The organism is Roseateles asaccharophilus, from assembly GCF_031458115.1.
Lineage (GTDB): Bacteria > Pseudomonadota > Gammaproteobacteria > Burkholderiales > Burkholderiaceae_C > Pelomonas > Pelomonas asaccharophilus_A.
In genome coordinates this window covers 220,727-245,735 of the sequence record NZ_JAVDXV010000002.1, presented here as the reverse complement: position 1 = coordinate 245,735, position 25,009 = coordinate 220,727, and the positions used below count along the sequence as shown (strand labels likewise).

The window sequence follows — 25,009 nt, the reverse complement described above, 5'->3', positions numbered from 1 at the left end:
GCCAGCCGTGTGTTGGCTTTTTTGTTGCCCGCACGCAGCTGCGCCGATAGACTGGTTTTTCATACAGTTTGCAGCCCAGGAGGCAACGTGAGCGAAGGAAAGATCAGGGTCGGCATCGGCGGCTGGAACTTCGAGCCGTGGCGCGACAACTTCTACCCCAAGGGCTGGCCGCAGGCGAAGGAGCTGGAGTACGCAAGCAGGCGGCTGACCGCCATCGAGATCAACAGCACCTACTACGGCGCCCAGAAGCCCGCGACCTTCGCCAAGTGGCGCACCGAGTCGCCCGACGGCTTCATCTTCTCGCTGAAGGCCATCCGCTTCGCGACGCAGCGGCGAGTGCTGGCCGATGGCGCCGACTCCATCAAGCGCTTCATCGAGTCCGGCATCGCCGAACTGGGCGACAAGCTGGGCCCCATCGTCTGGCAGCTGGCGCCCACGCACAAGTTCGATGCGACCGACCTGACCGCCTTCCTGGAGTTGCTGCCGGCCAGCGTCGACGGCCTGCCGCTGCGCCATGCGCTGGACGTGCGGCATGCGAGCTTCCAATCGCCCGAGTACCTGGCGCTGGCCCGCCAGTTCAAGGCCGCGACGGTGTTCACCGAGTCCGACGACTACCCCGCCATCGCCGAGCCCACCGGTGATTTCGTCTACACGCGCATCATGCGCACGCACAGCGACGAGCCGCTGGGTTGCAAGCCCGAGGTGTTCCCGGCGCTGGCGAGCGCCGCGCAGACCTGGGCGGGTGGCGGAGAGCCCGACGGCGTGCCGCGCATAGAGCCGCCCTCGCCCGCCGCCGCGCCGCGCGACGTGTTCATGTTCTTCATCAGCGGCGCCAAGGAGCGCGCGCCGCACGCGGCGATGGCGCTGCGCCGCGCGCTGGGCGAAACGGTCGAGGACTGAGCCCTACCTCGCGGCTGCCAGCTCCCGCGCACGGGCCACGACCTCCACGGGCGGGCGCGCCGCGATGTGATCGCGGAAGTAGCCCTGCACCGCCTGCGCCGTCACGGCCTTCATGCCGGCGACTTCGTTCAGCATCGCGCCCTTCATGCGCGGGTCTGCCTGGATGCGCGCCAGCCAGCTGACCCAATAGAACGGGTTCTCAGGCTCCTTCAGCAGGCTCTCCACGCGCGGCTGCAGGGCACGCTGCAATTCATCGGCGCTGACGGGCCGCTCGGCCAGTTCGCTGAGCTGCGCGCGCAGCAGCCCGCGGACGGCGCCGAACTTTTCCGGCGGCATTTCGATGGTGACGGTGAAGCGCCCCGAGCCCGGCACCTCCAGCGATGCGGAGGCCCCTGCCTGCGGCGAGTAGGTGATGCCCAACTGCTTGCGCACCGTGTCCACCAGCCGGGCCCGCAGCACCGCGCCGGCGACACGGCCGGTGTAGGCCAGCGCCGGGTCGGCCCAATAGTCGGGCATGGACCAGTACCAGCCCAGCACCCCCTGGTCGGTCCGGCCGCGGTGATGGACCACATGGGGCGAGCCGCCGCCGGTCACCGGCTCGGCCTTCAGCGCGGCACGCGGCAGCCTTTGCCGCTCCTCGCCCGCGGCAAACGTGGCCTGCACCGCGGCAATCGCGGCCTCTTCCGTGACGTCACCGACGATGACGATGTCGGGCGCGCTGGCCAGCGCCGGCTTCAGCAGGTCGGGCAGCTGGTCGGCGCGTGTACGCGCCACGTCCGCAGCGCCAAGCTGCAGCCCCAGGCGCGCATCGCCGCGGTTCATCACGCGCGAGACCTCGCGCTCGTGGACCGCAGTGGGCCGCGCTTCCAGCGTGCCCACCTGCGTGCCGCCCAGCGCGGCCAGTTTCTCGCCGAACTCGGGACGGAAGCCGGGATCGCGCGCATGGGCGGCCAGCAATTGCAGTTGTGCCAGCAGGTCGGCAGGGCGTGTCGAGCCGGACAGCACGAAGGCATGCTGACTCACGCCGAAGCCGACCTCGATGCGCTTGCCGCTGCTCTGCCGCCACTGCCGGATCTCCAGCGCCGATCGCTGCCCGGTGCCACCCATGGGCACCGCGTAGCCCAGCGCCCAGATGGCATGCCACTGCCCCGCGGCGATACCCGCGCGCCCCTGGCCCAGCTGGACCCGCACGTCCACCCGGTCCTTGTGCTGCGGCGTGCTCCTGACCACCAGCCGCGTGCCATTGGCGAACTGGATGTGTGTCGTGCCCAGTTCGGCGTCCTGCGTTCGGGCCACGATGGCGCTGGGCAGGCCGAAATCCGTGTAAGGCCAGTCCGTGATCGCAGCGGCCACCGGCACGGCGACCGGCCGCGCCATCGCCTGCGCGAGCTGCCGCGCCAATGCCTCTTCACCGACGGCCCCGGACTTGGTGCTGCGAAACACCAGCGGCTGGGTGCCGCCGAAGTTGCGCCACAGCGCCGCGGTCAGTTCATCGGGCCGCAGCGAGGCCAGCAGGGGTTCCGTCTCGGTCAGCGCCTGTTGCGCGCTCAGGTAGGGCGCGTGCGGCTGGACGGCATTGACCAACCGGTCGGCAATGGCGGCGTGCGGACGCGTGGGCTCCTGGGCCAGCCGGGCCTGCATCTGACTGCGCACGCCCGGCAGCAGGCGCTGCATGTCGGCGGGGGTCACGCCATAGACCAGCAGCTGCCGCAGCTCGGCCACCACGACGTCGAGCGCTTCGGCCCATCGCCCCGGTTGTGCCTGCACCGCCAGCTGGGCCATGCCGGCGACCTTGTAGACGGACGCCTGCACGCCGACGACAGCGCCCAGCAAGGGGCTGCCCGGCTGCTGCGCGCGGTCGCTGAGACGCAGGTTCAGCGCGCTCACGGCCAGCCCCTGCACAAGGAACTCGCGCGACACCGCCGGCGTGTGCGGGCGGACGTCCGCCGGCTGCGGCCAGGTCAGCGTCAGTGCGCTCGGCGCATCGGGGGCCACGAACTCGACCGCCGGCCGTGTCGGGTTGGGCGCGCCCAGGTCGGGCGTGTCGGGCGGCGTGGCGTTGGCCCAGTCGGCAAAGCGCTCGCGGATCTGGCGTTCCACGGCGTCCACGTCGATGTTGCCCACGACGATCAGCGTGGCGTTGTCGGGCCGGTAGTTGGCCGTGTAGTAGCGGCGCAGTCGCTCAGCCGTGGCGGCCTGGACGGTCTCGATGCGGCCTATGGGCAGGCGTTGCACCACCCGCGTTCCCTCCAGCTGCTGCTGCATCTGGGCGATGCCGGCCCGCCGCGCCGGCACGTCGCGCACGCGTTCCTCCGACAGGAGGACTCCCTTCTCCTGCTCGATGAGCTGCGGAGCCAGCGTCAGCCGGTCGCCGATCTCGCGGAACAGCATCAGCCCCGTTTCGAGCGCGGCGGCGTCGGCCTTGGGGAAGTTGAAGTGGTAGATGGTCTGGTCGAGCCCGGTCGTCGCATTGGTGTCGGCGCCGAAGCGCAGCCCCTGGCGCTCCAGCATGCGCACGACCTCGCCGTCCGGCACGTTGGCGCTGCCGCGAAAAGCCATGTGCTCCAGGAAGTGCGACAGCCCCTGCTCCTCGTCGCGCTCCTGCAGCGAACCCGAGCCTATGCGCAGGCGCATGGCCACGCCGTCCTTGGGCGTCTCGTTGTGCTGGATCGCGTAGCGCAGGCCATTGGGCAGGCGGCCGAAGCGCACGGCGGGGTCGGGGGTACGCTGCGACAGCTCGAAGCCCCATTTCGGGCCTGTGGCGTGCAGCCTGCTGGCGGGCGCGTCGGCCAGTGCTTGCGACACCAGCAGTGCCAAAGCGAGTGCCGCCGCGTGGCGCACCAAGGTCTTCGTGGGGCTTGTCTCGTTCATTCGGTGTTGTCATCGGGCCTGAAGGCCGCCGGACGGTAGCGCCCAGCCACCCCGCCACCGAATCAAACGCCTGAGCGATTGCCGGCAAATATTCCCCGAACCATCAGCCTTCCAGCCGCGCCATCCACTCGGCGACGACGCGGTCCTCGGCCTGCCCGGACGCCGCCAGCGCGTCGCGGATGCGCTGGCGCTCCACGGCCGCGCGGTTCTGGCTCATCTTCAGCTTCAGCTCCCAGCGCGTCACGCAGATGCGAAAGCCGACGATGGCGCCCAGCAGCTTGTGCTGGTAGGCCTCGGGCAGGCCGCGCCACTGTTCGGCGTAGTCGGGCTCGAAGCGGGCGATGAGCCGCTTCAGCAGCGCGTCCTTGTCCGCCGAGCCATCGATCAGCTCGACGGTGCCGTAAGCATGCAGCGCCGCGTAGTTCCAGGTCGGCACGTTTTGCAGGCTGTCGTAGTGGCGCGGGCTCACGTAGGCGCTGGGGCCGCTGAACACGGCCAGCACCGAGCCCTGCTGCTGCAGCCAGCCCCAGTGCGGGTTGGCGCGCGCCATGTGGCCCTCCAGCAGCAGCGCCTCACCCTCCAGGGCAGCCACAAGCGGCAGATGGCTGCCAAAGCCCTGACCTTGCGCATCCGGCCCCACCAGCAGGGCCATCGGGTGCTCGGCCGCCAGGCGCAGCGCATGGTCCAGATCGGTGCAAGTGAATTGCTTGGGCAGGTACACGGCAAGCAAGAAAAGAAGGAACGGGCAGCAATCATCCCGCAAGCCCATGCAAACGACTTTTCTGTGATGACTTGCGCGGCCTCGTGGCGTCTTCCCTCATGACGGCGTCACCGCTCTGCTGCATGCTGCCGCCCCGAGTGAACGGGGTGCTCGCGATCCGACGCCCCATCAGACAACCTTCAGCGGAGAACAGCACGCGATGAACAAGGTCTGGCACAAGGGCCTGCCCTTCAGCCCCGAGGTGGCGCCCTACCTGCGCCACATGGCATTGGTGGACGAGCACCGCGAGGCGCTGCTGCGGCTGCAGGGCGTGTGGGACAGCCTGGCGCTGCTGGGCCAGATGAGCGGCACGGCCACCGACATCGCGCAGACGCGCACCGCCTTCCAGAACCTGACCACCACGCTGCTGGACAGCCTGGCCCGCCGCCTGCGGAGCCACGCGCTGGAGCGCATGGCCGGCAAGGCCCGCGTGGCCATCGACATCCTGGTGCGCAACCTGTTCGAGCGCACGGCGGACGTGGGCTTCCTCGCCGTGGACGGCCCGCTGTGCACCCACGCCGCGCTGGATCCGGCCGACGCCGGCCATGCCGCCAGCCGCGCTGCGCTGCAGGCCCGCTTCGCCGCCTACACGGCCAAGTACTCGGTGTACGACGACGTCATCGTGCTGTCACCGCGGGGCGAGGTGCTGGCCCGGCGCGACGACCGCCACGCCATCACGCACTGTGACGAGCCCTGGATCGCCGAGGCACTGGCCTCCGACGCGCCCTACTTCGAACGCCACGGCGCCACCGCGCTGCTGGGCGGCCGCCAGGCGCTCATCTACGCCCGGGCGCTGAGAGACGCGCAAGGCGTCATCGGCCTGCTGTGCCTGTCCTTCCGGCTCGACGACGAGATGGCCGCCGTGTTCCGCCAGCTGCTGGCCGGCGCGAACGAGCGCGCCGTGATCTGCCTGCTGGACGAGCGCCGGAACGTGCTGCAAAGCTCCGACGCCTGGCAGGTCCCGCCCGGCGCGCGCCTGCCACTGAATGGCGAGCGCATCACCTTCGCCGGCCGCGACTACCTGTGCGCCACGGCCAGCGCCAGCGGTTATGAAGGCTATATGGGCCCGCCCGGCTGGCAGGCCTGCGTCCTGACGCCGCTGGAATGGGCCTTTGACGTCGACGAGAACGGCGCCGGCGACGAACTGCACCGCCTGGGCGCCAGCCTGGACACGCGTCAGCTGTTCGATGTCGAACTGCAAGGTATCCCGCTGGAGGCGCGCCGCATCCAGCGAAACCTGTCGCGCACGCTGTGGAATGGCAAGCTGCGCAGCCATGGCAACGCCGGCCAGGGCGGTGCGGGCTTCGCGACGACGCTGCTCAACGAGGTGCAGCGCACCGGCGGCCAGCTGCGCCAGGTGTTCGAGCAGGCCATCGCGCAACTGCAGAGTTCCGCACTGGCGGCCGTGTTCGACGGCGCGCTGTTCCAGGCCCGGCTGGCCATCGACATCATGGACCGCAACCTCTACGAGCGCGCCAATGACTGCCGCTGGTGGGCGCTGGACGTGCGGCTGCAGCGCGCGCTGGCTGCCCAGGGCGGGCCGCGGGCCCAGGCCTCGGCCGCCGAGGCGCAGCAGGTGCTGCAGCACATCAACGGGCTCTACACCGTCTACTCGCTGCTGCTGGTGTTCGACACGCAGGGCCGCGTGGTGGCCGTGTCCGACCCGGCGCAGGCCCGGCACGTGGGGCGGGTGCTGACGGCCGCCTGGGTGGGCGCCGCCCTCGGCCTGCGCGACCCCGAGCGCCACGTGGTGTCGCGCCACGAAGCCTCGCCGCTGTACGAGACGCCCGGCGCCGTGCAGGGCGAGACGCACCGGCCCACCTACGTCTACGCCACGTCGCTGCAGCACGAGGGTCAGGTCGTGGGCGGCATCGCCCTCGTGTTCGACGGGGCGCCGCAGTTTTCGGCCATGCTGAGGGATGCGCTGCCGGACGAGACCGGTGCCGCGGCCGCGCTGTTTGTCGCGCGCGACGGGCGCCTGGTGGCCAGCTCCGACGCGCGCTGGCCGGCCGGCACGCCGGCGCCGCTGCCCGCCACCCTGCTGTCGGGCCTGGCCGCGGGCGGCACGCTGCGCACGGAGCTGGAGATCGGCGGCATGGTCTACGCAGCCGGCGTCGCGATGTCCCAGGGCTACCGCGAGTACCGTGCGGGCCAGGCCGAGTCGGCCGAGGATGTCGCCGCCGTGCTGCTGATGCCGCTGGGCCCGCGCCTGTCCGGCGGGTCGGGCCAAGCCGACGCGGGCTTTGTGCCGCCGCCCGCCCAGGCCACGGCCGAGAGCCTGGACATCGCGGCCTTCAGCGTCGGCGGGGCCTGGCTGGGCCTGCCTGCCGGCCAGCTGGTGGAGGCCGTCGAGCAGCCCCGCCTCACCGCTCTGCCCAATGCGCCACGCGCGCTGGTGGGCATGCTGCAGCACGAAGGCCGCATGCTGCCGGTGCTGGACCTGGGCCAGGCGCTGTACGGGCGCACGACCGCCACGCCTGACGCGCCGGTCATCATCTGCCACCACTCGCAAGGCCAGGGACTGGCCGTGCGCGTGGACGAACTGGGCCCCGTGTTCAGCATCCCGACGGCCCAGGCCCTGCCCAGCCCCGGCGGCCGTGCGCGCCTGGTGCGCGGCGCGGACACCGCCAGCCACCGCATGCTGACGCTGCTGCACGCCGACGACCTGTGGGCCCACATCGGCCTGGGCCACGATCTGCAGCGCACCGCGACCGTCGCGCTGCCTGCACCTTGACGGGGCGTGGCGGGTGGCGGCCTCCTATCATGGCGGCATGCTTTCCCCCGCTCCCGCCAGCCCGGCCCTGCTGAGGCTGCGCCCCACCGGCGCCACCGCCCACGAAGAGGTGGCCGTCGAGATGCCCATCGCGCTGACCGTCAACGGCGTCTCGCAGGCCGTCATGCTGGCCACACCCACCGACCTGGAAGACTTCGCCCTCGGCTTTGCGCTCGCCGAAGGCTGGATAGTCCGTGCCCGCGAACTGCTGGACGTGGAGACGCTGCCGCATGGGCTCGGCATGGAGCTGGCGCTGCGCGTCCCAGCCGAGCGCGAGCAACGGTTGAAACTGCGCCGCCGCCAGCTGGCCGGCCGCACCGGCTGCGGCCTGTGCGGACTGGAGAGCCTGGCCGACTTCGCCGCGCTGCAGCCCTCGCCCGTGCAGGCACCTGAACTGCAGCCCGGAGCGCTGGCGCGCGCGATGCGCGAACTGGCCCAGGCGCAGGTGTTGAACGCACGCTGCGGCGGCCTGCATGGGGCCGCCTGGTGCGCGACCGACGGCAGCCTGCGACTGGCCCGCGAGGACATCGGCCGCCACAACGCACTCGACAAGCTGATCGGCGCGCGCGCCCGCCTGCCCTCGCCGGGCGCCAGCGAGGCCGGCTTTATCGCGATGTCCAGCCGCGCGACGCACGAACTGGTCCACAAGGCCGCGATGGCCGGCGCGGGCCTGCTGGCCTGCGTGTCGGCGCCCAGCAGCCTGGCCATCAGCACGGCGGCCGGGCTCGGCCTTCAACTGTGGGCTTTCGTGCGCGAGGACCGTGCGACCCGGTACGCCTGACGGCTCAGCGAACCGTGTCCGGCACCTCGACCTGCTCGCCCTCGCCCGGCAGGAAGCAGCGGATGGCGATCTGGTCGCGGCCGCCGCGCTTGGCGTCGTAGAGGGCCGTGTCGGCCTGGGCGTACATGGTTTCCGGTGTCAGATGCGACGTGGGCGCCGCCCACCAGGCCAGGCCGAAGCTGGCGGTCACGATGCGCAGCGGGCTCTGCTCGTGCGGCATGGCCTGCACATGCAGCGCCGCGCTGAGCTGCCCCACGAACTGGCGGGCGGACTCGGCGCTGGTGGCCGAGAAGACGATGCCGAACTCCTCGCCGCCCAGCCGGAACAGCGCATCCGTCGAGCGCCTGAGGCCGTCTTTCAGAGTCTGCGCCAGCTTCTGCAGCACGACGTCGCCGGCCTGGTGGCCATAGTGGTCGTTGTAGGCCTTGAAGTAGTCAACGTCCAGCATGCACAAGGCCACGGCCTGGCCGCGTTGCGCACCGACCAGCGCCGCCAGGCAGACGTCGTTGAAGTGGCGCCGGTTGAAGGCGCCGGTCAGCGCGTCGACGATGGCCAGGTCGCGCAGCTGGCGGTTGGCCGCCTCCAGCGCGCGGGCGTCGTCGTGCATGCGCTGCTCGTCAGCCTTGCGGCGCGAGATGTCCATGTGGATGCCGGCCAGCCGCGTCGCGCGTCCTTCGGCGTCGCGCTCCACGACGCGGCCCGTGCTCTGTATCCAGACCCAGTGCCCGTCGGCATGGCGCATGCGGAACTCGGCCGAGTAGCGCTCGTCCAGCCCGTCCAGGTGGCGCTGCAGTTGGCGCAGGGTCTCGACCAGGTCGCCCGCATGGCACAGGCGCTCCCAGGTCTTGTGGCTGACGGGCTCCAGCTCGGCCTTGCTGCGGCCCAGCATCTGCGCCCAGCGCTCATTGACGTTCAGCCGCTCGGCATCGCGATACCAGTCCCAGGTCCCGGCCTCCGTACCGTCCAGCACATTGGTCAGGTGGCGGGTGCGCTCGGCCAGCACCGCCTCGGCGCGCTCCAGCCGGCGCCGGATGACCAGGCTGCGCGCCACGGCCAGGCCTACCAGCAGCGTGGCCAGCACGCCCGCGCCCAAAGCGGCCAGCGGCAGTTCGTCGACGCCGGCGCCGACGAAGCCGGGCCGGGGCCGCAGCACCAGATGCCAGGGGCGCCCCCCCACATCCACGCTGTGCACCGTGTCGCGTTCATCGCTGCCCGTGGCTGCCGCGCCGGTGGATGAGTAGATCAGCCGCTGCATGCCGTCGCGGTCATAGACGAACAGGTCCAGCTCGTTGGCATTGGCCCGCAACGACGCCTCGCGCATCAGTTCGGGCACTTCAATGATGCCGGCGATGTAGCCCACCAGCGCCGCGCGGCGCGCCTCCACGCCCAGCGGCCGGCTGCCGCGGTAGACCGGCGCAGACACGGCGAAGCCCTGGGTCTGCGCGCCGATCTGGCCGCGCCGTATCAGCGCAAAGGTCTCCGAGGCGAGGGGCGCGCCGGCATCGCGCGCCAGCAGCTTGGACCGCATGCGCCGCGGATCGAACGCCATGTCCACGCCCAGCGCAGCGCCGGACTCAGGCCAGGAGTACAGCACCGGCACGTACACGTCACGCGGCTGCGGCGCGGTGAAGCCGCCGTCCTCGCCCGCCGGCTCGACTACGCGATAGCCCGGCTGCTCCTGCGCGGCGCGCTGCTCGAAGGCGGCCAGCTGCGCGCGCGGCACGACCGGCTGCCATTCCAGCAGCGTCATCGTGGACGACTCGCCCAGCAGACTGGCGCCGTAGCGGCGGAACTGGTCGCGCGTCAGGTTGGGCTGCGTCGACAGCATCTGCGCGGTGACCTGCAAGGCCTCGATCGCCCGCACCTGCTGCAGGTCGAACGCGCCCACGATGCTCTGGCCCATCGCGCTGAGCAGCTCGCGCTGCTGGTCGGCCGCGCGCAGTGCCAGCGCGCGGTAGGCCGTCACGCTGCCCGCCAGACCCACCACCAGCAGCAGCACGACCAGGCTGGCATCCGCGACCAGCTGCCAGATCCGTTCGCGCGCGCGCCGGTTGTTCATTGCTGCAGCCCCAGCAGCGTCACCAGGCGTTCATAGAAGTGCGCCTGCTGACGCAGGAACTGGGCGGGGTCGGGAATGGCACGGATGCGTGGCGCCGCCCCCAGTGCCTCGGTCGCGATGACCCATTCGGCATCGGCCGCCACCTGCTCCAGAATGCCTCGCCAGCGGGCCACCGTGGCCGGCGGCATGCCCGGTGGCCCCAGCAAGGCCGACCAGGCCTGCAGGTTCTGCATGTCGCGCAGGCCCAGCTCGGCCGCGTTCTGCAGCCGCGGCAAGGCCTTGAGCCGACCTTGCGCCGTGGTCAGCAGCGGCCGCAGTTGCCCGGCCTCCACCAGCGGCAGCACACTGCGTGGCGTGTTGCAGGCGAAGTCGGCCTCGCCGTTCAGCACGGCCTGTGTGAGCTGCGTGCCCTGGTTGAAATGCACCGGCCGCGCCGCATCGGCGGGCAGGCCGCTGAGCGACAGCAGGTAGCGCACGGCGATGGCCTGCACGGTGTTGGGGCCGGCGACGCTGAAGCGCAGCCTGCCGGGCTGGGCCGCCATCGCCGCCTGCAGATCGCGCACGGTCCGGAACGGCGAGCCGGCGCGAACGAAACAGATGAGCGGTGCCTGGTCCAGCACGCCCAGCACCGTCAGGTCGGACCAGGCCGGCGTCGTGCGCGGCGAGATCGCCGGCAGCACGGCCAGTGAAGCGACCCGCGCCAGCAGCAGCGTGCCGCCGTCGGGCGGCGCTTCCTGCACGGTACGGCCGGCCGCACCGCCGAACTCCGCGGTCAGGTAGATGATCTCCAGGCCGCGACCCTCCAGCGAGCGCAGCGCACTCTTCTGGAAGTTGCGGGCCGACGCGTCGGACTCGCCACCGGCGTTGAACGGCACATAAAGCCGCACCGCGCCGGGCGCCGTGACGCGCGGCTGGGCCGGCTGCGTCGGCGTGGCCTGGGCCAGCAGCCGCCCTGGCGGCCGCTCACCGGCGAGGGCCCGCAACGGCGCCGACACCAGCGCTCCGCCTGCCAGCAGGCTTGCCAGCAGCAGCTGTGCGACACGGCGTCGCCCCAACGGATTTTTTTTCTTATGCGGCACGAGCCGATCATAAATAAGCAGTAACAGCGCATGAATTGATAGATTCGTCGCCGATTTGCTTAATTCACGATTCAGGGCCCAAGCCCCGCATTCGGGTGCCGCCGGCCGCTGTTGAGCGCTCGGCTGGAATCGCGCGGGGACCCAAATATTGCCGCTGTCGCAATCTGCCTCGGCGGAACAACGGTCCATTGCGGTGCGCTTGCCGGCAACATCGTGGTAACCCTCACATTTGGTTTCATCGGTGCAGTTCGACGTCTCCTTGCTCCAGCAGTTCTTCCTTCTCCGCGACGGCGCACCGACCGCCCTACTTCTGGGCAGCTACGAACCTTGGCAGGTGTGGCTGTCACTGGTCGTGGCGACGCTCACCTCAGCACTGGCCCTGCAGCTCGCCGGCATGGCGGCGCGTCACACCACGCCATCCGCCCGCCGCCTGACCGTGCTGAGCGGCAGCGTCGCGATGGGCGGCGGCATCTGGGCCATGCACTTCATCGGCATGTTGGCCTTCCAGCTGTGCACGGTCGTGGAGTACCACGCCGGCCTGACGCTGCTGTCCATGCTGCCGGCGCTGCTGGCCTCTTGGGTGGCGTTGTCGCTGCTGTCACGCTCCGAGCTGGGCCGCTGGAGCTGGGTGACCGGCGGCGTGCTGGTGGGCGCGGGCATCGGCGCCATGCATTACCTGGGCATGGCCGCCATGAAGATGAGCGTGCAGCTGCGCTACGACCCACTGTGGTTCGCGGCCTCCATCGTCGTGGCCGTGCTTCTGGCCATGCTGGCGCTGTGGATTCGCTTCGGGCTGCAGGGGCGCGTGCGCCCCGCGGTGGGCATTGCGCTGGGCGGCCTGGTGATGGGCTGCGCCATCGCCGGCATGCACTACACCGCGATGGTTGCGGCCCGCTTCGTCGGCGCCCCTGACGACCATTGCCTGGACGCCGACCGCAGCGGCTACCTGGCGCTGGCCATCACCGTGGTCACGCTGACCATCAGCGTGCTGACCGCTGGCGCCAACGGCCTGCTGCGCTACCGCGCGCTGAACCGTCAACTAGGCGCCGAGAGGCTGCGAGTGCAGGAAACGTTGCGGGCGCTGCGCGACAGCGAGCAGCAGTACCGCAGCCTGATGGCCAACAGCCCCGGCGTGAACTTCCGCTGCAACGTCGATGCGAACTGGAGCATGGTGCTGATCAGCGAAGCCATGGAGACGCTGAGCGGCTGGCCCGCGCAGGACTTCCTGGCCGGCCGCATCCACACTGCGGAGCTGGTGCATGCCGACGACCGCGAACGCGTCAACGCACTCGTGCATGCCGCGATGTCCGCCGATGAGGCGTATGTCGTCGAATACCGTCTGATGACGCGCGACGGCGGCGAACGCTGGGTCTCCGAGACCGGCCGCGGCGTGGGCGACCAGCCCGGCAACCCGCGCTGGATTGACGGCGTCATCACCGACGTCAGCGATGCCAAGCGGCTGCAGCACCAGCTCGAAGACGCCAAGGAGCGCGCCGAGGCCGCGGTGGTCGCCAAGAGCGCCTTCCTGGCCAACATGAGCCACGAGATCCGCACGCCGATGAACGCCATCCTGGGCTTCACCGAGCTGCTGCTGGACACGACGCTGAGCGACACCCAGCGCAAATACCTGACCACCGTGCGCGGCTCGGCCCGCTCGCTGCTCGGGCTGCTGAACGACATCCTCGACACGGCCAAGCTGGAGAAAGGCGCGGTCGAGCTGGAGCGCATGGATTTCTCGCTGCGCGCGGTCTGCGAGCAGACGCTGAACTCGCTGCGCCTGGGCGCCCAGCGCAAGGGCCTGGTGCTGCAGCTGGACTACCCCGAGGAGGAGCCGCGCTACTTCCAGGGCGATCCGCTGCGCGTGCAGCAGGTGCTGGTCAACATCGTCGGCAACGCGATCAAGTTCACCGAGCAGGGCGCGGTGACGCTGCGCATGCGGCAGGAGCAGGGCCAGATCCACCTGGCCGTCATCGACACCGGCATCGGCATCGCCGCCGACCGGCTGGACAAGATCTTCGACCCCTTCGCGCAGGCCGACGCGTCGACGACGCGCCGCTTTGGCGGCACGGGCCTGGGCACCACCATCTCGCGCCAGCTGGTCGAGCGCATGGGCGGGCGCATCACCGTCGACAGCACGCTGGGTCAAGGCAGCTGCTTCCACATCTGGCTGCCACTGCCAGCCGGCAAGGCGGTGCAGGGCATCGCCGGCGAGGAGGAGGCTTCCATCAGCCTGCCGCCGCTGCGCCTGCTGGTGGCCGACGACGTGCCGCAGAACGGTGAACTGCTACAGGTGCTGCTGGGCCAGGACGGCCACCAGGTCCACCTGGTCACGAACGGCCTGCAGGCCTTGCAGGCCGTCAGCGAGCGCGACTTCGACGCCGTGCTGATGGATGTGCACATGCCCGAGCTGGACGGCCTGGCCGCGACCCGCCGCATCCGCCAGTTCGAACTGGCCAACGGCCGCCCGCGCACGCCCGTCATCGCGCTGACCGCCAGCGTGCTGGAAGAAGACCGCCAGGCCGCCCTGGCCGCCGGCATGGACGGCTTCTCCACCAAGCCGGTGGAGCCCGTGCGGCTGCGCGCCGAGCTGGCGCGCGTGCTGGGCCTGGCGCCCGTCAGCCTGCCGGCTTCCGAAAACGAAGCCGCTTCAGAAAGCACGGTGGACGCGACGGTGCTGGACCTGACACAGGCCGTGAAGCTGTGGGGCCACGCCAGCGCGTGGCGGCGTGCGCTGCGCCGCTTCGCCGTCGAGCAGGCGGACGGCGGCCCACGCCTGATGGCGCTGCTGCGCGCCGGTGAATGGCTGGAAGCGCGCGCGCTGGCCCACCGCTGGCGCGGCGTGGCCGGCAGCCTCGCCCTGCCCCGCCTGCTGGCCGCCGCGCGGCCGCTGGAGGAGGACCTGCGCCTGGGCCTGTACGAGCAGGCCGTGGCCGGCGGCGCCACGCTGGTCGCCGCGCTGGACGAAGCGCTGCAGGCCATCACCGAACTGGGCGACGCCTCGGCCGCCAGCTCACCGATGCCGCTGGACAACTCGCCTCGGCCCGCGCCCGCCGCAGTGGCCGGCATGGTGCCGCCGGAGCTGCTGCGGCGGCTGGAAGAGGCGCTGCGCCACGGCGAGCTGGACGACGCCGGCGTGCATGAACTCAGCGCCCATGTGGGTGCCGAGCGCTGCGCCGCCCTCGTCGAGGCGCTGGACCAGTTTGATTTCGATGCCGCGCTGCGCGAACTGCGCCGCCTGGTTGCCTGAGGAAGTACCCCGATGACCGCCTCCGACGCCCGACCCAAGCTGCTGCTGGTCGACGACGAACCTGCCAACCTGCAGGTGCTGCGCCAGGTGCTGCAGGACCACTACCGCCTGCTGTTCGCCCGCGATGGCCACAAGGCACTGGAGTTGGCCCGCAGCGAGGCGCCGCAGCTCATCCTGCTGGACGTGATGATGCCGGGCCTGTCCGGCCTGGACGTCTGCCGCACGCTGAAGGCCCAGGACGCCACGCGCGCCATCCCCGTCATCTTCGTCACCGCACTGGCCGACGTGCAGGACGAAAGCCAGGGCTTCGATGCCGGCGCGGTGGACTACATCAGCAAGCCCATCAGCCCGCCGGTCGTGCGCGCCCGCGTGCGCACGCACCTGTCGCTGGTGAGGGCCGACGAGTTGCGCGCCACGCGGCTGGAGATCGTTCAGCGCCTGGGCCGCGCCGCCGAGTACAAGGACAACGAGACCGGCTGGCATGTGCTGCGCATGAGCCACTACAGCCAGATCCTGGCGCGCGCCGCCGGCTACTCCGAGGCCCAGGCCGAGGATCTGCTGCACGCCGCCCCCATGCACGACGTGGGCAAGCTGGGCATCCCCGACGCCATCCTGCGCAAGCCTGGCGCGCTGGACGACGCCGAGTGGGAGGTCATGAAGCGCCATCCGCAGATCGGCGCCGAGATCCTGGGCGATCACCGCACGGGCTTGCTGGCCATCGCACGCCGCATCGCCATCGCCCATCACGAGAAGTGGGACGGCAGCGGCTACCCCGAGGGCCTGGCCGGCGAGGCCATTCCCGAGGAGGCCCGCATCGTCGCCATCGCCGACGTGTTCGACGCGCTGACCAGCGTGCGGCCCTACAAGCCGGCCTGGGCGGTCGAGAAGGCGGTGGACTTCCTGCGCGAGCAGGCCGGCAAGCATTTCGACCCGCGCCTCGTAGAGTCGTTCATCTCGCAGTTGCCCGCGGTGCTGGAGGTGCGGGAGCGCTTTCTGGAAGCCGGCTGAAGGGGCTTCGGCAATAGAAGAAGCCCGTCCAAGATGAATCTCGGACGGGCTTTAATGTGTTTGGCGGAGTCGGAGACTGTCAAGGCCCGCGCCGGTGCTGCGTTTGCACGGTGTGTCTGTCCTATTCAGCAGCGTGTCCGCCAGCAGCATTCAGCAGCAAGGCAGAAAGCTCACCGCTCTCGCGGTCCAGGGTTGCGCGGTGTTCTTCTTTCCATTCATGCAACTGAGGCAGTCGAACCCCTATTTGCGTCAGCTCGACTGTGGCGCGGGCATGCCCAACGGGCTCTCCGCTGCGACTAACGACATGTCCTCCACGCAACTGGAAATCGCCCAGCCGGGCGGCGTAAGCCTCCAACTGTTCAATCTCGGACTGCACTGACTGCAGCATCGTACTAACTGCAGAGATCTTCGCGGTTTTGGCTGCTAGGAGCACCTGAGTGGCCTGCGCCGTTGCGGCCTTCCGTAGTTCATCCCGCGTTGCCGCAAGTTCTCTCCGCTGAATGCGTACCGACTCGACCAGCCAGATCAAGGCCATAAGCGCAATGAGAGGGTTAACGATACCCCCAACGTAGTCGCCGAAAGCGCCCCAGTCGCCAGGATCCGAAGCGAGCGGGAGGTTCAGCACCCACCCGAAGCGGATAACGTACGCAACCACCAGCAGCGTTACGGCGCCGCCTGCGACCCAGATCGACCAACTGGGGTCACGGGTTCTCTGATCGTTAGGCACATCGTTCACGTCCATTTGTTCCCCCTTGAGTAAATCATTCTCCCTAACGGTAGGTCGCGAATGTCTAGGGCACGCCCTTCAACGACGGTCCGGCGCCGTTGCCTAGGTTTGCACCATCGAGGAGGTCATGCTCTCCCGGACAAACAGTTCGATGAGGCTGAGCGGCCCGACCACGGGTGGGCAGAGTCTTGTGATGGGGCCCGACTAGGTCACGCTGGTTGCGATGAAGTCGCACCATGTTCGTACCGTGTCCCATGCCCCTGGCGCAGCTTGCAAGCCTTCGAGAACATCACGCACCCCGCCAACAAGGCCTCCCACGGATCGGCGATTCGGGCGCTCTTTGTCTGCCTCGACTTTGACTTGCTCTAGGACTTCGATCACCTCTGAGCGCTGGGAGGGCGCTATATGACTCGCCTGCCCCAACGCCTGAATCAGCAGATCAAGCGCCGCCTTCGCTTCGGCTGCGGACACCTGAGTGCCCGATTGCATGACCGTCGCAGTGTTGTGGTCGCCTGCCTGATAGTTCGCGACGCTTCCATGGAATGTCGGACTGTGAATCACGGCAGGGCTAGGAGTTGGCCGATTGCCGCGCGCGGTAGCTGCTAGACCGATCCGCCCCTTGAACTCGGCAACGGCACGCTCCACCACTTCGTGAAAGCGGTCCTCGATAAGCGACTGGTTTTGCAGCCCAGAGGTCCGCCGGTGCTGGTTCCTGGCGCCTATCACCGCCGAGGCAAGTTCAGCAATCTGCGCTTCGAGTAGGGCCCGAAGCTGGTCCCGTCGAGCGCCACCGTCATCGGTCGGCTCTGCGTCATTCATGGCCTTCAAGGCTTCAAATGACTCGCCAGCAAAACTGAAGAACGTTTCCGCTGCTGCACGGTCAACCGCATGAACTGCAGTGCTTGAGCTCAGCATGCCGCGCGCAGCAGCGTTTTGTTTCTCGTTCAAGCACACCTTATGGGTGGTTTCCGCGGCGCGTCGACGCAGCGCGCCGCAGATGTCCTTGAAGTCTTCAACCGAAGCGTTTGAGATCATCGGCCGAGGATACCGAACTTAGGATCCCGCCGCCTGTACCGCCGTGATCAGCTGCTCCAGCACCTCGCGGCGAGGGTTCGCCGTCGTGCAACATGCCGCTGTACGGGCCTGATCGAACAATGCCGACCATTGCTCTCGCGGGAACGCCCGAAGGCGTTCAACGAACTCGGAAGCCGCGCCCTCCACGTCTTGCCGAGCGGCTTTGCCACTGCTGACCATGAGCAGTGCTGCGGCGACAAGTTCGAACGCGAACACCTCGCGCTTCATCTCGTCGTCGTCAGGCCCATCCAGCAGGTCATGCAGCTCAGCCAGAAGCTTCCTGGTTCTCGTCTTCATCGGTCGCCTTTCAGTTTCTCGCGGACCTGCTTGAGCAGTCCTGCAATCTCGTCGTCGCTGCCGTGCTCGGCCTTCAGCACCTCACTGATCTTCCCGAGGATGTGCACACGGCCCTTGGCATCGTCCAGGCCGATGCGGCCCTCACGATGCTCCCAATAGGTCACCGTCATCTCGCGCCGGACTCGTTCAAGGGTGTCCAGCGGCCTGCGGCGGGGGGGTTTCTTGGAATCGCCTTGTGCGTCAGGCACTTGGGCTCCTTTCGGGTCGTCAATCTCATGCATCGAGCGGTCATCCAGGAACGCACCAGCCGTTACGGCACAGGACCGGCGAACGAACGCCCGCGGCCAGCGCCTCGGCCGTAGTCCGGGCGGCCCAGTAGCCGGCCCACAACGGTGACGACGTAGGCGGCGGTCCGGCCGGTGCAGCGGGGGGCGCGGCCTCGAGCCGCTCCAGCTGCAGCCCGTGCTTCTCGATGAGCACCTGGGCCTGCCGCCAGGCCGTCTCGCGCGTGGTGGCGTCGCCCCGGGCGTCAGCGGCCAGATTCAGGCACTTCTGCACCTTGGCAAGCGCACGACGTTGCACGGCGTCAAGCACGGTGCCCCCTGTCATAGGCCGATGAGCCGGATGTCGTAGCGCGGCACTTGCCGGCCGGCGTGAATCAGGCGGAAGCGGGCGACCGGCTGAGCCTCGGTCGCAACCGCCGGTGTTTGGCCATCCGCGTCAGGCCCCGGAGCCTCGCGGAGAGGGAGCATCACCTCGGCACTGACCTCTTGGTACTGGGACAACAGCGGCGACTCGGCCGCGACCTCGAAGTCGGCACCAGGCCTGCTGCGCACTTCGATCAACAGCTGCAGGCTGTCGTCCGTATGTTGCGACCCGCTGGCCAGCGAGAAGGGCACGACGCGCAGCTCGGCGCCAATGAGTCGGCCGGTGGGCACAGCGAAGGTGTCACCGATGAACTCGTCGTAGACACGCGTGGAAGGCTTGAGGGACATGGGGGCTCCTGTTGGTTGAAGGTCAGGTGTTGGCGAGCAGCGTCTCGTAGGTGTTCAGCAGCAGCTGAACCCAGTTGCCGAACGCGATACGCTCTGCCGGGCCCAGCTTCTTGCTGGTCGTGACCTGGTCGCGAGCGCGCCGCAACTCGGCCACCAGCTGCGTGTAGGCGGCCAGGCGGTCGGCGCGAGGCGCTGTCGCGGGCGCAAGCCGGGCCAGCTCCGCCGTCACGGGCGACCAGGCCGCCGCGGCGGTGCCGCTGGCCGCGTCGCCCGGCGTGTCCTGTGTCCAAGCGGGAGTGGCCTGGAAGGCCTTCGAAATCTGCTGTGCGATGTGCGTGGTCATGGTGTGCTCGATGGGTTGGGTTGGCGGGCCATCTGGCCCAGTTCTGTAGCGAACGCGGCGAGGCCGCTCTGGTAGTCCTCCTTCTCGCGTGGGGTGAGGGTCCTTGGCATGTGGGGCAGCCACTCGCACACCGCGGTGACCATGCCGTCGTCGTTCGGGCCTGCGGTGAGCGTCGCCGTGTATCGACCGACGGCCCAGGTCCCAGTCAGGGATGCGGCTCGAGCGCTCATGCGACGGCCCCACGCCGGCTGACGTTGCCGACACTCGGCTCCCATCGCTGGGTGCGTCCATCAAAGGAAAGTGCGAGCCGGCCACGCCGGCCGCCGCGGTTCTTCGCGACTTTGGCCAGCACCAGCATTGACCCGTCAGGCTCATGGCCCATCGGGTGCAGCAGGATTGCGACGTCGGCGTCCTCCTCGATGGAACCCGATTCCTTCAGGTGCTGTAGCTCAGGCTCGCCGCCTTCGCTGGAGCGGTTGAGCTGGGACAGCAGGAGCACGCAGACCCCAAGTTCCTTAGCAAGTGCCTTGATGCCGCGGCTGATCTGCTCGATCTGGTGATGCCGCTTGTCGGTGCCGGCCGCGCTGCTGCACAGCTGCAGGTAGTCGACGACCAGCAGACCGAGGCCGCCTTGCCGCTGGACATGCCGCGCCTTCGCCCGGATGTCGAGCAGGCTCAGTGCCGGTTGATCGTCGATATAGACCGGCATGCTGGCCGTGCGGTCAGCCAGCTCAGCCACGCGTGCCCAGTCGTCTGGCGCTAGGCGCCCGGCAGCTAGGTGATCCATGCGAATTGCGCCCAGGTGCGAGGCGGCGCGGTCCATCAGCTCGCCCGCAGTCATCTCCTGGCTGCACATCAGCCCGCGCTTCCCCTGTGCGCCGATGTGCAGCAAGATCTGCGTCGCGAGCGAGGTTTTCCCGACACTCGGGCGGGCGGCCAGCACGATGACCTTGCCGGGCTTGAGACCGCCGTCGAGGGCCTCGTCGAGTGGTGCTAGACCCGTGGAAATGCCGGGGGCCTCGTCGCCGGCCTCGAGCCTCTCCCAGTGCGCCACGCGGGCAGCCATCAGCTCGCCGATGGTGCGCGGGTCGGCGCCAGGATTCACGCGCTTGATGCGGGACAGGAGCGTCTGCACGCGATCAAGCGCCTCGTCAGCAGACACCGAATCTTGAACGACGCCAAGCGCGCCATCCACAGCGCCCAGAATCTCGCGGCGCAACGCCTTGTCGCCGACGATCTGGGCGTACTGGCTGACGTTCCGCGCCGAGGGCACGCACAGCGCCAGCTCGTTAAGGTACTTGAGGCCGCCGACGAGTTCGGCGCGCTCGGCGCCGAGGGCATCGAAGACGGTCACCACGTCGGCCGGCTTCCCCGCGCGAAGGAGTTGCTGCATGGCTCCGAAGACCTGGCGATGCGGTGGATGCCAGAAGCTCTCTTCCCGCAGCAGCAGGCGCACGACGTTGTATGCGTCGTTGTCAATGAGCAGCGCGCCAAGGACGCTCTGCTCGGCCTCGCACGACCATGGCAGGTCATCGATGGGAATACTCGGGAGGTAGTTCATGTCTGGTTCCCGGTGAACAGGTCATCGGCCGCGAGGGCAGGCGAGACCCGGCCAACCTTGCGCGCGTCTTCCTTCGGGGGAAACAGCCCTTGGTAGCCGTTCGCGATTGAGTGCTCAATGACCCGCGCCACGTCGTGGCCCTGGTCGCGGTACTCAGCCAGGCGCTTGAGCTGCTGGCCGGCGGCGCGCGAGCTTATGGGCTTCCGGCGCTCGCGACGGTCTGCGACCCACTCGGCCCAGACGGAACGGGGCAGCCATTCGGGCAACTGGATTGCGCTTGCGTCGAAGGTGGCGGCGCGCTTGCGCGCAGCCTTTGACGGTTCCTGATGGTTCATTGATGGTTTGTCTGCAGTGCGTTGCAGGGGTTTCGCGCACTCCATTGCAGGGGTGGGCGCAATGGGTTGCACCCCTGCAAGGCTTTGCACCCCTGCACCGGATTGCAGGGCCTTCAGGACGATTCGGTATCGGTTCGTGCCGTGTGGCCCCTCGTTCGGACGCACCTGCAGCTCGCCGCTGGCCTGCAGCGCCTTGAGGATGTAGTTCGCATTGCGCGGCTGCATCCGGCACTTCCGGGCGAGCGTCGACACCGCGGGATAGCTGTTGCCGTCATCGTCGGAGAAGTCCGCCAGAGCGAGCAGCATCAACAGCTCAGTGCCTGCGTGGCGCGAGCCGCGCCAGACCTGGGCCATCACCGTCACGCTCATTACTTGCCACCCTCGAAGCGCGCGAGCCAGGCCTCGACCTCGGCCAGCGTCGAAAAGCCCTTCGTCAGCGCCCAGCGCGAGACGATGAACTCGGCGCGACCGCCGTCGTCGGGCAGCGCGTGCAGAGTGGCGCCGAGCAGTGCACAGCGCGCGGTCAGGGTGGCCAGCATCTTGGAGTCGACGGCGCTCATTCGCCGGTCTCCGGGAAGTCGACTTCGTACAGCTGGCGCAGGTCGGTTGCAAAGCGCGCACGGTCGGGACTCTTCGGGGCCAGGCCGTCCATCTGAGCGCGCATGTCCTCGCGCAGGCGCTGGCGCTCTTCGGACGTGAACGACCCAATGGTGTCGCCGCGGTTCCAACGGGCGGCGATGTCGGAAGGCCCGCCGCTCATGCTGCGCACCCCGCGCCGCGCTTCATGCGCTCGATACGGCTTCGGAGCAGGCTTGCCGGTTCCGGGGCCGGTTCAGCACGGCGGGGCGCGCGCGCATCCAGGGCTTCGTCGATCTCCGCCTCAACCCAGCGCAGGGCGCGCGGCCCCAGCTCCAGCGGGCGGGGCATCCAGCTCTCGTGCACCAGGTAGCGGAGCGTCCGCTCGGAAACATTCAGCTTCGCCTGCAACTCGGCGAAGTTGAGCAGGCGCCGCGGCTTGGGGGCGGAATGGGAGGGGGACTGAGGCGGCATCGCCGCCGGGGTCGCAACGGCCTTGAGGCTTTGGCCGCTGCCGTTTCTGTCGAACTGCGTTTCTGCGTGCATTGCGTGCTCCTTTCGGCTCACGCAATGTCGGTTGCCTGCAATTACTCGGGTGGCGTTTCGGGTGGCACCTTAGCGCCGCCTCTTGTAATTCGCGCGGCAGTGCGCTCGCGGCTCAAACGGGTTTGCAGCCTGGACAGCTCGCCCAGCGCGCGCCACTGCGATTCACCACGGGCCGTTGCTCGGTTCGTCAGGATCTGGACTAGCGCGTCACGGTCTGTGGAGGGCTTCTGCTGCTCCAGCAGGGACCGCTTAACCTGATCAACGTGCAGGGCCAACGGTCCGGGAACGATCCATCCTTGTGCAGTCAGCACGGGCTCGTCGAGCAGCGCGATTTCATCAGGCGTGAAGCTGGCGGCGGGTCTGTCCACTGGCGCGGGTAAGCCGGCAGGCTGCGGCAGCAGCGCACCGTATGCGTCGAGCAGTTCCGGGCCTTTCGCTAGGTAGCCAACAGCCTCGACCAGCGCGGCATAGGCCGAAGCCCGGGCAGCGAACAGCTCCGGAGCTGCCGCCACGCCAGGCCCTTTCAGCCACGACAGCAGGCCAGCGCACTCGCGCGCAAGTGCGTCCACGCGGTCCGCGGGGGGCTTGCGGCGCGTCATCTTCCGCCCGCGGCCACGAACTGAAGCGCCGTCATCGTGCCCTTCTGCAAGTTGCAACGCTCACAAGCCGCTACCAGGTTCAGCGCCTCGTCCGTGCCGCCCAGCGCGCGCGGCAGCTGGTGTTCAACGTGCCAGGCGCCGTCAAGCTGCAGCGGTGTTCCGCAGTACTTGCAGCAGCCGCCCGAGCGCGTGAACACCTCGCGCCGGCGCCGCGACACCGGCCGGGGTGGCGGCTCCGACACGACCGACAGCTCGGCATCCGACCACAGGCGGGGCTGCACCCACCGCGGTTCCTCGTCGTTCGCGGCGCCAGTTGCGCGCAGCACGCGCCGAGCGCCAGCCAGTGCTTCGGTCTTCGACTCGGCAATGGCCAGGACGCGGCCGGCGCGTGGCTGGATCACCAGGAATCGAACAGCGTGTAGACCGTTGGTGATGGTCGGCTGCGTGGCCAGTTCGAACTCGCCCTGACCGAAGACGCCACCCATGATTGGGCGGCGGAGCATTGGGGCGGCGCTCATAGCGGCTCCGTTGGGGCCATGTCCCAATCCAGCGCGATCATCACCGCGGTCTGCGCGCGCTTCAGTGTCTTGGGATCAGCGTTCTGCAATGCGGCCAGGAGCTCTGGCGTGAACGGCCACCCACCCGCTTTCGTTGCGCCGGGGAGCACCTGCTGTGGCCTTTGGCAAGGCCTGAAGTCCCGGCCGCCGACGAGCCGCAAGGCTGGGCTAGCCATGACGAGCCTCCTTCAGCAGCCGCGAAGCAGCAAGCTCGACCGCGGCCGTAGCAAGTTCGAGCACGGAACGAAGTGCGTATGGCAGGGCCGTTTCGTCGGCGTCCTGCAGCGCCAGCAGCATCTCGCTCAGGATAGTCATCTGTCCCTGCGCATAAGCGAGCAGGTCGACCGGGCTCGCAGCAGGGTTGAAAACGACGGCATCGGGCCCGGTGACGCGGATGGCGTTGTGGATCGCGGTCACCGCGCTGGCTTGATCGATGAGGTCAGGCATGGGCCACCTCCTTCGCCAGCTCGCGACCAAACACCTTGCGCTGCAAGTGCGCGGTGTCGATGTCCTCGTCGAGCAGGGACATCAGGGCCATGCTCAGCTGCTCGATGCGCACGAACAGGCCGCGCAACTTCAGTTCGGTGCGCATCGCCGCCGCGTCGTCCATCGCGCCCAAGCGGGCCGCCATGTCGCGACCGCTCTCGCAAAGAGCCTCAATTTCCCAGGTGGCAGATAAGCCCGCGCCAACCTGCTCATCATCCAAGCTGAGTGCACCATCGGCCCGCCCCGGCGCATCCGGCAGAGCGCCGCGGGGGCGATACCCGTTGTCGGTGAGCATCGCATCGGCTCGCAGCGCTGAAGGGTCAGGCACGATGCCGTCCATCATGATGGAAAGCAGGTAGTGCGAAAGGGCGTGTCGAAAGCCGACGTTGTTGCCAAAGCTGTCGAGGGCTGAGGCGATGGCGCGGTCTGCGCCGCAGTAGTCGTAGCGGTTGCCGTCGTCCTGCCCGTCTACGACGCTCGGATTGGGCTCAACCTTGACGCGCTGGAGCGCAGCAAGGCTCGCCAGCATGACGCGGCAAGCTTCGGCGCCGGCCAGGGGCGCGGTGGGTACAGTCTGGGTAGCCATGGTGCACGGTCCTTTCACGGTGTGTGCGTTGTGGTCAGGTCGGGCACAGGGCTCCTACCCCCTGCGCTCGGCCGCTTTGCCTCAGGACCGCTGAGGCGCCGGATTCAATGCGCGACGCGGCGCGGGCGATGTCCGATGCGCGCGATCAGCAGCGGCGTGCCCAGCATGGCGACCAGGCCGACAAGCACGCCCCACGCCTTGCCGAAACCGAGGTGCTGGCCAAGGTAGATGCCAGAACCGAGGATCGCGAAGAGCAGCGCTGGCACGCCGACGGTCAACAGCGCAATGCCGACATGGCGAGCGACGTCCGCCGGCTTTGCACCGGTCGCCAGCCGGACGATCACGAACGCGGGAACGATGCAGGCCAGCGCCTTGGCGAAGGCCGACAGCATCATCCACTTGTCCAGGAACTCGAAGTAGCTCATTGCGGGTCCTTCACGCGATCCATCGTCTTGGCCAGCCGGTACCTAGCGCCAGGGGTCAGATCTTCTTCAGCAGCAACATCGCGGCCGCGATGCCTGCCGGCAGGCCGCACAGGGCGGCAAGGCCAGCGGGCATACCGAGCTTGAACAGCACGCTCATGGCAACGAGGCCGGGGGCGCAACCCAACCAGACGGCCGGGAAGATGAGGCTGCGAGTGCTGCGACGGGTGCTCATGCTTTTGCCTCCGGGTCGCGGGCCTTGTCGATCTTCGAACGGACCCACTGTGCACCGCCCAGGCGCTGCAGCTTGTCGCGTTGCTGCGCCGTCATGCGGATCGTGATCGGCACCGTGTCTTGCCCTGCCTGGATGGCGGGGCGTCCGCGGGTTTTCTGTGCCGGCTGCTTCTTGTCCATGGACATTATCGTA

Annotated in this window: 28 protein-coding genes; 5 read left to right on the top strand and 23 right to left on the bottom strand. The window is 69.0% G+C overall.

The annotated features are described in order from the left end of the window. Positions 1-87 precede the first annotated feature (87 nt). A complete protein-coding gene (locus J2X21_RS05670; RefSeq protein WP_310325972.1) occupies positions 88-900 on the top strand; it encodes a DUF72 domain-containing protein in 813 nt (270 codons plus the stop codon). Between the two features lie 3 nt (positions 901-903). Here J2X21_RS05670 and J2X21_RS05665 read toward each other — a convergent pair whose 3' ends face one another. Together J2X21_RS05665 and J2X21_RS05660 are read right to left on the bottom strand one after the other, a co-directional pair. Further along, positions 904-3,771 carry a M16 family metallopeptidase gene (locus tag J2X21_RS05665; protein WP_310325971.1) on the bottom strand — a complete coding sequence of 956 codons (2,868 nt, stop codon included), beginning with the start codon at positions 3,769-3,771 and terminating at the stop codon, positions 904-906. 103 nt (positions 3,772-3,874) lie between these two features. After that, on the bottom strand, positions 3,875-4,492 hold the full coding sequence (locus J2X21_RS05660; RefSeq protein ID WP_310327215.1) for an FMN-binding negative transcriptional regulator: 618 nt from the start codon (positions 4,490-4,492) through the stop codon (positions 3,875-3,877). Positions 4,493-4,691: 199 nt separating this feature from the next. On the opposite strand from J2X21_RS05660, the gene J2X21_RS05655 reads away from it, so the two are divergent. Then, positions 4,692-7,265, top strand: a complete 2,574-nt coding sequence (locus J2X21_RS05655) for a chemotaxis protein CheW (protein ID WP_310325968.1) — start codon at positions 4,692-4,694, stop codon at positions 7,263-7,265. A gap of 37 nt (positions 7,266-7,302) precedes the next feature. Next, positions 7,303-8,085, top strand: coding sequence for a formate dehydrogenase accessory sulfurtransferase FdhD (fdhD, locus tag J2X21_RS05650; RefSeq protein WP_310325966.1), 783 nt, complete (start codon positions 7,303-7,305; stop codon positions 8,083-8,085). A gap of 4 nt (positions 8,086-8,089) precedes the next feature. Here the strand turns inward: fdhD and J2X21_RS05645 are convergent, their stop codons facing one another. Together J2X21_RS05645 and J2X21_RS05640 are read right to left on the bottom strand one after the other, a co-directional pair. Further along, entirely contained in the window at positions 8,090-10,144 is a 2,055-nt protein-coding gene (locus tag J2X21_RS05645) for a sensor domain-containing diguanylate cyclase (RefSeq protein WP_310325963.1), read from the bottom strand. Further along, a complete protein-coding gene (locus tag J2X21_RS05640) occupies positions 10,141-11,199 on the bottom strand; it encodes a tripartite tricarboxylate transporter substrate binding protein (protein WP_310325961.1) in 1,059 nt (352 codons plus the stop codon). Before J2X21_RS05640 ends, J2X21_RS05645 begins: the two co-directional genes overlap by 4 nt. Before the next feature lie 265 nt (positions 11,200-11,464). On the opposite strand from J2X21_RS05640, the gene J2X21_RS05635 reads away from it, so the two are divergent. After that, positions 11,465-14,470, top strand: coding sequence for an MHYT domain-containing protein (locus J2X21_RS05635; protein WP_310325959.1), 3,006 nt, complete (start codon positions 11,465-11,467; stop codon positions 14,468-14,470). A 12-nt stretch (positions 14,471-14,482) separates the two neighbouring features. Continuing rightward, a complete protein-coding gene (locus J2X21_RS05630) occupies positions 14,483-15,478 on the top strand; it encodes an HD domain-containing phosphohydrolase (protein WP_310325957.1) in 996 nt (331 codons plus the stop codon). A gap of 121 nt (positions 15,479-15,599) precedes the next feature. Here J2X21_RS05630 and J2X21_RS05625 read toward each other — a convergent pair whose 3' ends face one another. The 19 genes from J2X21_RS05625 to J2X21_RS05535 all read right to left on the bottom strand — a co-directional run bounded on the left by J2X21_RS05625 (position 15,600) and on the right by J2X21_RS05535 (position 24,996). Next, a complete protein-coding gene (locus J2X21_RS05625) occupies positions 15,600-16,220 on the bottom strand; it encodes a hypothetical protein (RefSeq protein ID WP_310325955.1) in 621 nt (206 codons plus the stop codon). A gap of 189 nt (positions 16,221-16,409) precedes the next feature. Then, positions 16,410-17,240, bottom strand: coding sequence for a hypothetical protein (locus J2X21_RS05620; protein ID WP_310325953.1), 831 nt, complete (start codon positions 17,238-17,240; stop codon positions 16,410-16,412). Positions 17,241-17,258: 18 nt separating this feature from the next. After that, the gene (locus tag J2X21_RS05615; RefSeq protein ID WP_310325951.1) at positions 17,259-17,576 is read right to left on the bottom strand and encodes a hypothetical protein; all 318 of its coding nucleotides are present in this window, start codon (positions 17,574-17,576) and stop codon (positions 17,259-17,261) included. Then, complete coding sequence (locus J2X21_RS05610) at positions 17,573-17,857, bottom strand: hypothetical protein (protein WP_310325950.1); 285 nt, start codon at positions 17,855-17,857, stop codon at positions 17,573-17,575. The genes J2X21_RS05615 and J2X21_RS05610 overlap by 4 nt, the downstream gene beginning before the upstream one ends. Positions 17,858-17,864: 7 nt before the next feature. Next, entirely contained in the window at positions 17,865-18,170 is a 306-nt protein-coding gene (locus tag J2X21_RS05605; RefSeq protein ID WP_310325947.1) for a DUF2786 domain-containing protein, read from the bottom strand. 11 nt (positions 18,171-18,181) lie between these two features. Continuing rightward, entirely contained in the window at positions 18,182-18,571 is a 390-nt protein-coding gene (locus J2X21_RS05600) for a hypothetical protein (protein WP_310325945.1), read from the bottom strand. 22 nt (positions 18,572-18,593) lie between these two features. After that, positions 18,594-18,914 (bottom strand): hypothetical protein, encoded by a 321-nt coding sequence (locus J2X21_RS05595; protein ID WP_310325943.1) that lies wholly within the window; start codon positions 18,912-18,914, stop codon positions 18,594-18,596. Between the two features lie 226 nt (positions 18,915-19,140). Next, complete coding sequence (locus tag J2X21_RS05590) at positions 19,141-20,475, bottom strand: replicative DNA helicase (RefSeq protein WP_310325941.1); 1,335 nt, start codon at positions 20,473-20,475, stop codon at positions 19,141-19,143. Further along, positions 20,472-21,179, bottom strand: coding sequence for a helix-turn-helix domain-containing protein (locus tag J2X21_RS05585; RefSeq protein WP_310325939.1), 708 nt, complete (start codon positions 21,177-21,179; stop codon positions 20,472-20,474). Before J2X21_RS05585 ends, J2X21_RS05590 begins: the two co-directional genes overlap by 4 nt. Continuing rightward, the gene (locus J2X21_RS05580) at positions 21,179-21,370 is read right to left on the bottom strand and encodes a hypothetical protein (protein WP_310325936.1); all 192 of its coding nucleotides are present in this window, start codon (positions 21,368-21,370) and stop codon (positions 21,179-21,181) included. The genes J2X21_RS05585 and J2X21_RS05580 overlap by 1 nt, the downstream gene beginning before the upstream one ends. Continuing rightward, entirely contained in the window at positions 21,367-21,570 is a 204-nt protein-coding gene (locus J2X21_RS05575) for a hypothetical protein (protein ID WP_310325934.1), read from the bottom strand. The genes J2X21_RS05580 and J2X21_RS05575 overlap by 4 nt, the downstream gene beginning before the upstream one ends. Then, positions 21,567-21,932: a helix-turn-helix transcriptional regulator gene (locus tag J2X21_RS05570; protein WP_310325932.1), complete on the bottom strand. Its 366-nt coding sequence runs from the start codon at positions 21,930-21,932 to the stop codon at positions 21,567-21,569. Before J2X21_RS05570 ends, J2X21_RS05575 begins: the two co-directional genes overlap by 4 nt. A gap of 41 nt (positions 21,933-21,973) precedes the next feature. Next, the gene (locus tag J2X21_RS05565; RefSeq protein ID WP_310325930.1) at positions 21,974-22,531 is read right to left on the bottom strand and encodes a hypothetical protein; all 558 of its coding nucleotides are present in this window, start codon (positions 22,529-22,531) and stop codon (positions 21,974-21,976) included. Further along, entirely contained in the window at positions 22,528-23,049 is a 522-nt protein-coding gene (locus J2X21_RS05560) for an HNH endonuclease (RefSeq protein WP_310325927.1), read from the bottom strand. The genes J2X21_RS05565 and J2X21_RS05560 overlap by 4 nt, the downstream gene beginning before the upstream one ends. A gap of 207 nt (positions 23,050-23,256) precedes the next feature. Continuing rightward, on the bottom strand, positions 23,257-23,535 hold the full coding sequence (locus tag J2X21_RS05555; RefSeq protein WP_310325924.1) for a hypothetical protein: 279 nt from the start codon (positions 23,533-23,535) through the stop codon (positions 23,257-23,259). Then, the gene (locus J2X21_RS05550; protein WP_310325922.1) at positions 23,528-24,160 is read right to left on the bottom strand and encodes a hypothetical protein; all 633 of its coding nucleotides are present in this window, start codon (positions 24,158-24,160) and stop codon (positions 23,528-23,530) included. The genes J2X21_RS05555 and J2X21_RS05550 overlap by 8 nt, the downstream gene beginning before the upstream one ends. 104 nt (positions 24,161-24,264) lie before the next feature. Then, positions 24,265-24,585: a hypothetical protein gene (locus tag J2X21_RS05545; protein WP_310325920.1), complete on the bottom strand. Its 321-nt coding sequence runs from the start codon at positions 24,583-24,585 to the stop codon at positions 24,265-24,267. Positions 24,586-24,640: 55 nt separating this feature from the next. Continuing rightward, a complete protein-coding gene (locus tag J2X21_RS05540; protein WP_310325918.1) occupies positions 24,641-24,817 on the bottom strand; it encodes a hypothetical protein in 177 nt (58 codons plus the stop codon). Further along, a complete protein-coding gene (locus J2X21_RS05535) occupies positions 24,814-24,996 on the bottom strand; it encodes a hypothetical protein (protein ID WP_310325917.1) in 183 nt (60 codons plus the stop codon). The genes J2X21_RS05540 and J2X21_RS05535 overlap by 4 nt, the downstream gene beginning before the upstream one ends. Positions 24,997-25,009: the final 13 nt, after the last annotated feature.

What these genes read in the sequence shown, in the direction of transcription:
- J2X21_RS05665 (WP_310325971.1), bottom strand. Translation starts at nt 3,771, where the DNA reads ATGAACGAGACAAGCCCCACGAAGACCTTGGTGCGCCACGCGGCGGCA.
- J2X21_RS05655 (WP_310325968.1), top strand. Translation starts at nt 4,692, where the DNA reads ATGAACAAGGTCTGGCACAAGGGCCTGCCCTTCAGCCCCGAGGTGGCG.
- fdhD (WP_310325966.1), top strand. Translation starts at nt 7,303, where the DNA reads ATGCTTTCCCCCGCTCCCGCCAGCCCGGCCCTGCTGAGGCTGCGCCCC.
- J2X21_RS05645 (WP_310325963.1), bottom strand. Translation starts at nt 10,144, where the DNA reads ATGAACAACCGGCGCGCGCGCGAACGGATCTGGCAGCTGGTCGCGGAT.
- J2X21_RS05630 (WP_310325957.1), top strand. Translation starts at nt 14,483, where the DNA reads ATGACCGCCTCCGACGCCCGACCCAAGCTGCTGCTGGTCGACGACGAA.
- J2X21_RS05625 (WP_310325955.1), bottom strand. Translation starts at nt 16,220, where the DNA reads ATGGACGTGAACGATGTGCCTAACGATCAGAGAACCCGTGACCCCAGT.
- J2X21_RS05620 (WP_310325953.1), bottom strand. Translation starts at nt 17,240, where the DNA reads ATGATCTCAAACGCTTCGGTTGAAGACTTCAAGGACATCTGCGGCGCG.
- J2X21_RS05615 (WP_310325951.1), bottom strand. Translation starts at nt 17,576, where the DNA reads ATGAAGACGAGAACCAGGAAGCTTCTGGCTGAGCTGCATGACCTGCTG.
- J2X21_RS05610 (WP_310325950.1), bottom strand. Translation starts at nt 17,857, where the DNA reads ATGCATGAGATTGACGACCCGAAAGGAGCCCAAGTGCCTGACGCACAA.
- J2X21_RS05600 (WP_310325945.1), bottom strand. Translation starts at nt 18,571, where the DNA reads ATGTCCCTCAAGCCTTCCACGCGTGTCTACGACGAGTTCATCGGTGAC.
- J2X21_RS05595 (WP_310325943.1), bottom strand. Translation starts at nt 18,914, where the DNA reads ATGACCACGCACATCGCACAGCAGATTTCGAAGGCCTTCCAGGCCACT.
- J2X21_RS05590 (WP_310325941.1), bottom strand. Translation starts at nt 20,475, where the DNA reads ATGAACTACCTCCCGAGTATTCCCATCGATGACCTGCCATGGTCGTGC.
- J2X21_RS05585 (WP_310325939.1), bottom strand. Translation starts at nt 21,179, where the DNA reads ATGAGCGTGACGGTGATGGCCCAGGTCTGGCGCGGCTCGCGCCACGCA.
- J2X21_RS05580 (WP_310325936.1), bottom strand. Translation starts at nt 21,370, where the DNA reads ATGAGCGCCGTCGACTCCAAGATGCTGGCCACCCTGACCGCGCGCTGT.
- J2X21_RS05575 (WP_310325934.1), bottom strand. Translation starts at nt 21,570, where the DNA reads ATGAGCGGCGGGCCTTCCGACATCGCCGCCCGTTGGAACCGCGGCGAC.
- J2X21_RS05570 (WP_310325932.1), bottom strand. Translation starts at nt 21,932, where the DNA reads ATGCACGCAGAAACGCAGTTCGACAGAAACGGCAGCGGCCAAAGCCTC.
- J2X21_RS05565 (WP_310325930.1), bottom strand. Translation starts at nt 22,531, where the DNA reads ATGACGCGCCGCAAGCCCCCCGCGGACCGCGTGGACGCACTTGCGCGC.
- J2X21_RS05560 (WP_310325927.1), bottom strand. Translation starts at nt 23,049, where the DNA reads ATGAGCGCCGCCCCAATGCTCCGCCGCCCAATCATGGGTGGCGTCTTC.
- J2X21_RS05555 (WP_310325924.1), bottom strand. Translation starts at nt 23,535, where the DNA reads ATGCCTGACCTCATCGATCAAGCCAGCGCGGTGACCGCGATCCACAAC.
- J2X21_RS05550 (WP_310325922.1), bottom strand. Translation starts at nt 24,160, where the DNA reads ATGGCTACCCAGACTGTACCCACCGCGCCCCTGGCCGGCGCCGAAGCT.
- J2X21_RS05545 (WP_310325920.1), bottom strand. Translation starts at nt 24,585, where the DNA reads ATGAGCTACTTCGAGTTCCTGGACAAGTGGATGATGCTGTCGGCCTTC.
- J2X21_RS05540 (WP_310325918.1), bottom strand. Translation starts at nt 24,817, where the DNA reads ATGAGCACCCGTCGCAGCACTCGCAGCCTCATCTTCCCGGCCGTCTGG.
- J2X21_RS05535 (WP_310325917.1), bottom strand. Translation starts at nt 24,996, where the DNA reads ATGGACAAGAAGCAGCCGGCACAGAAAACCCGCGGACGCCCCGCCATC.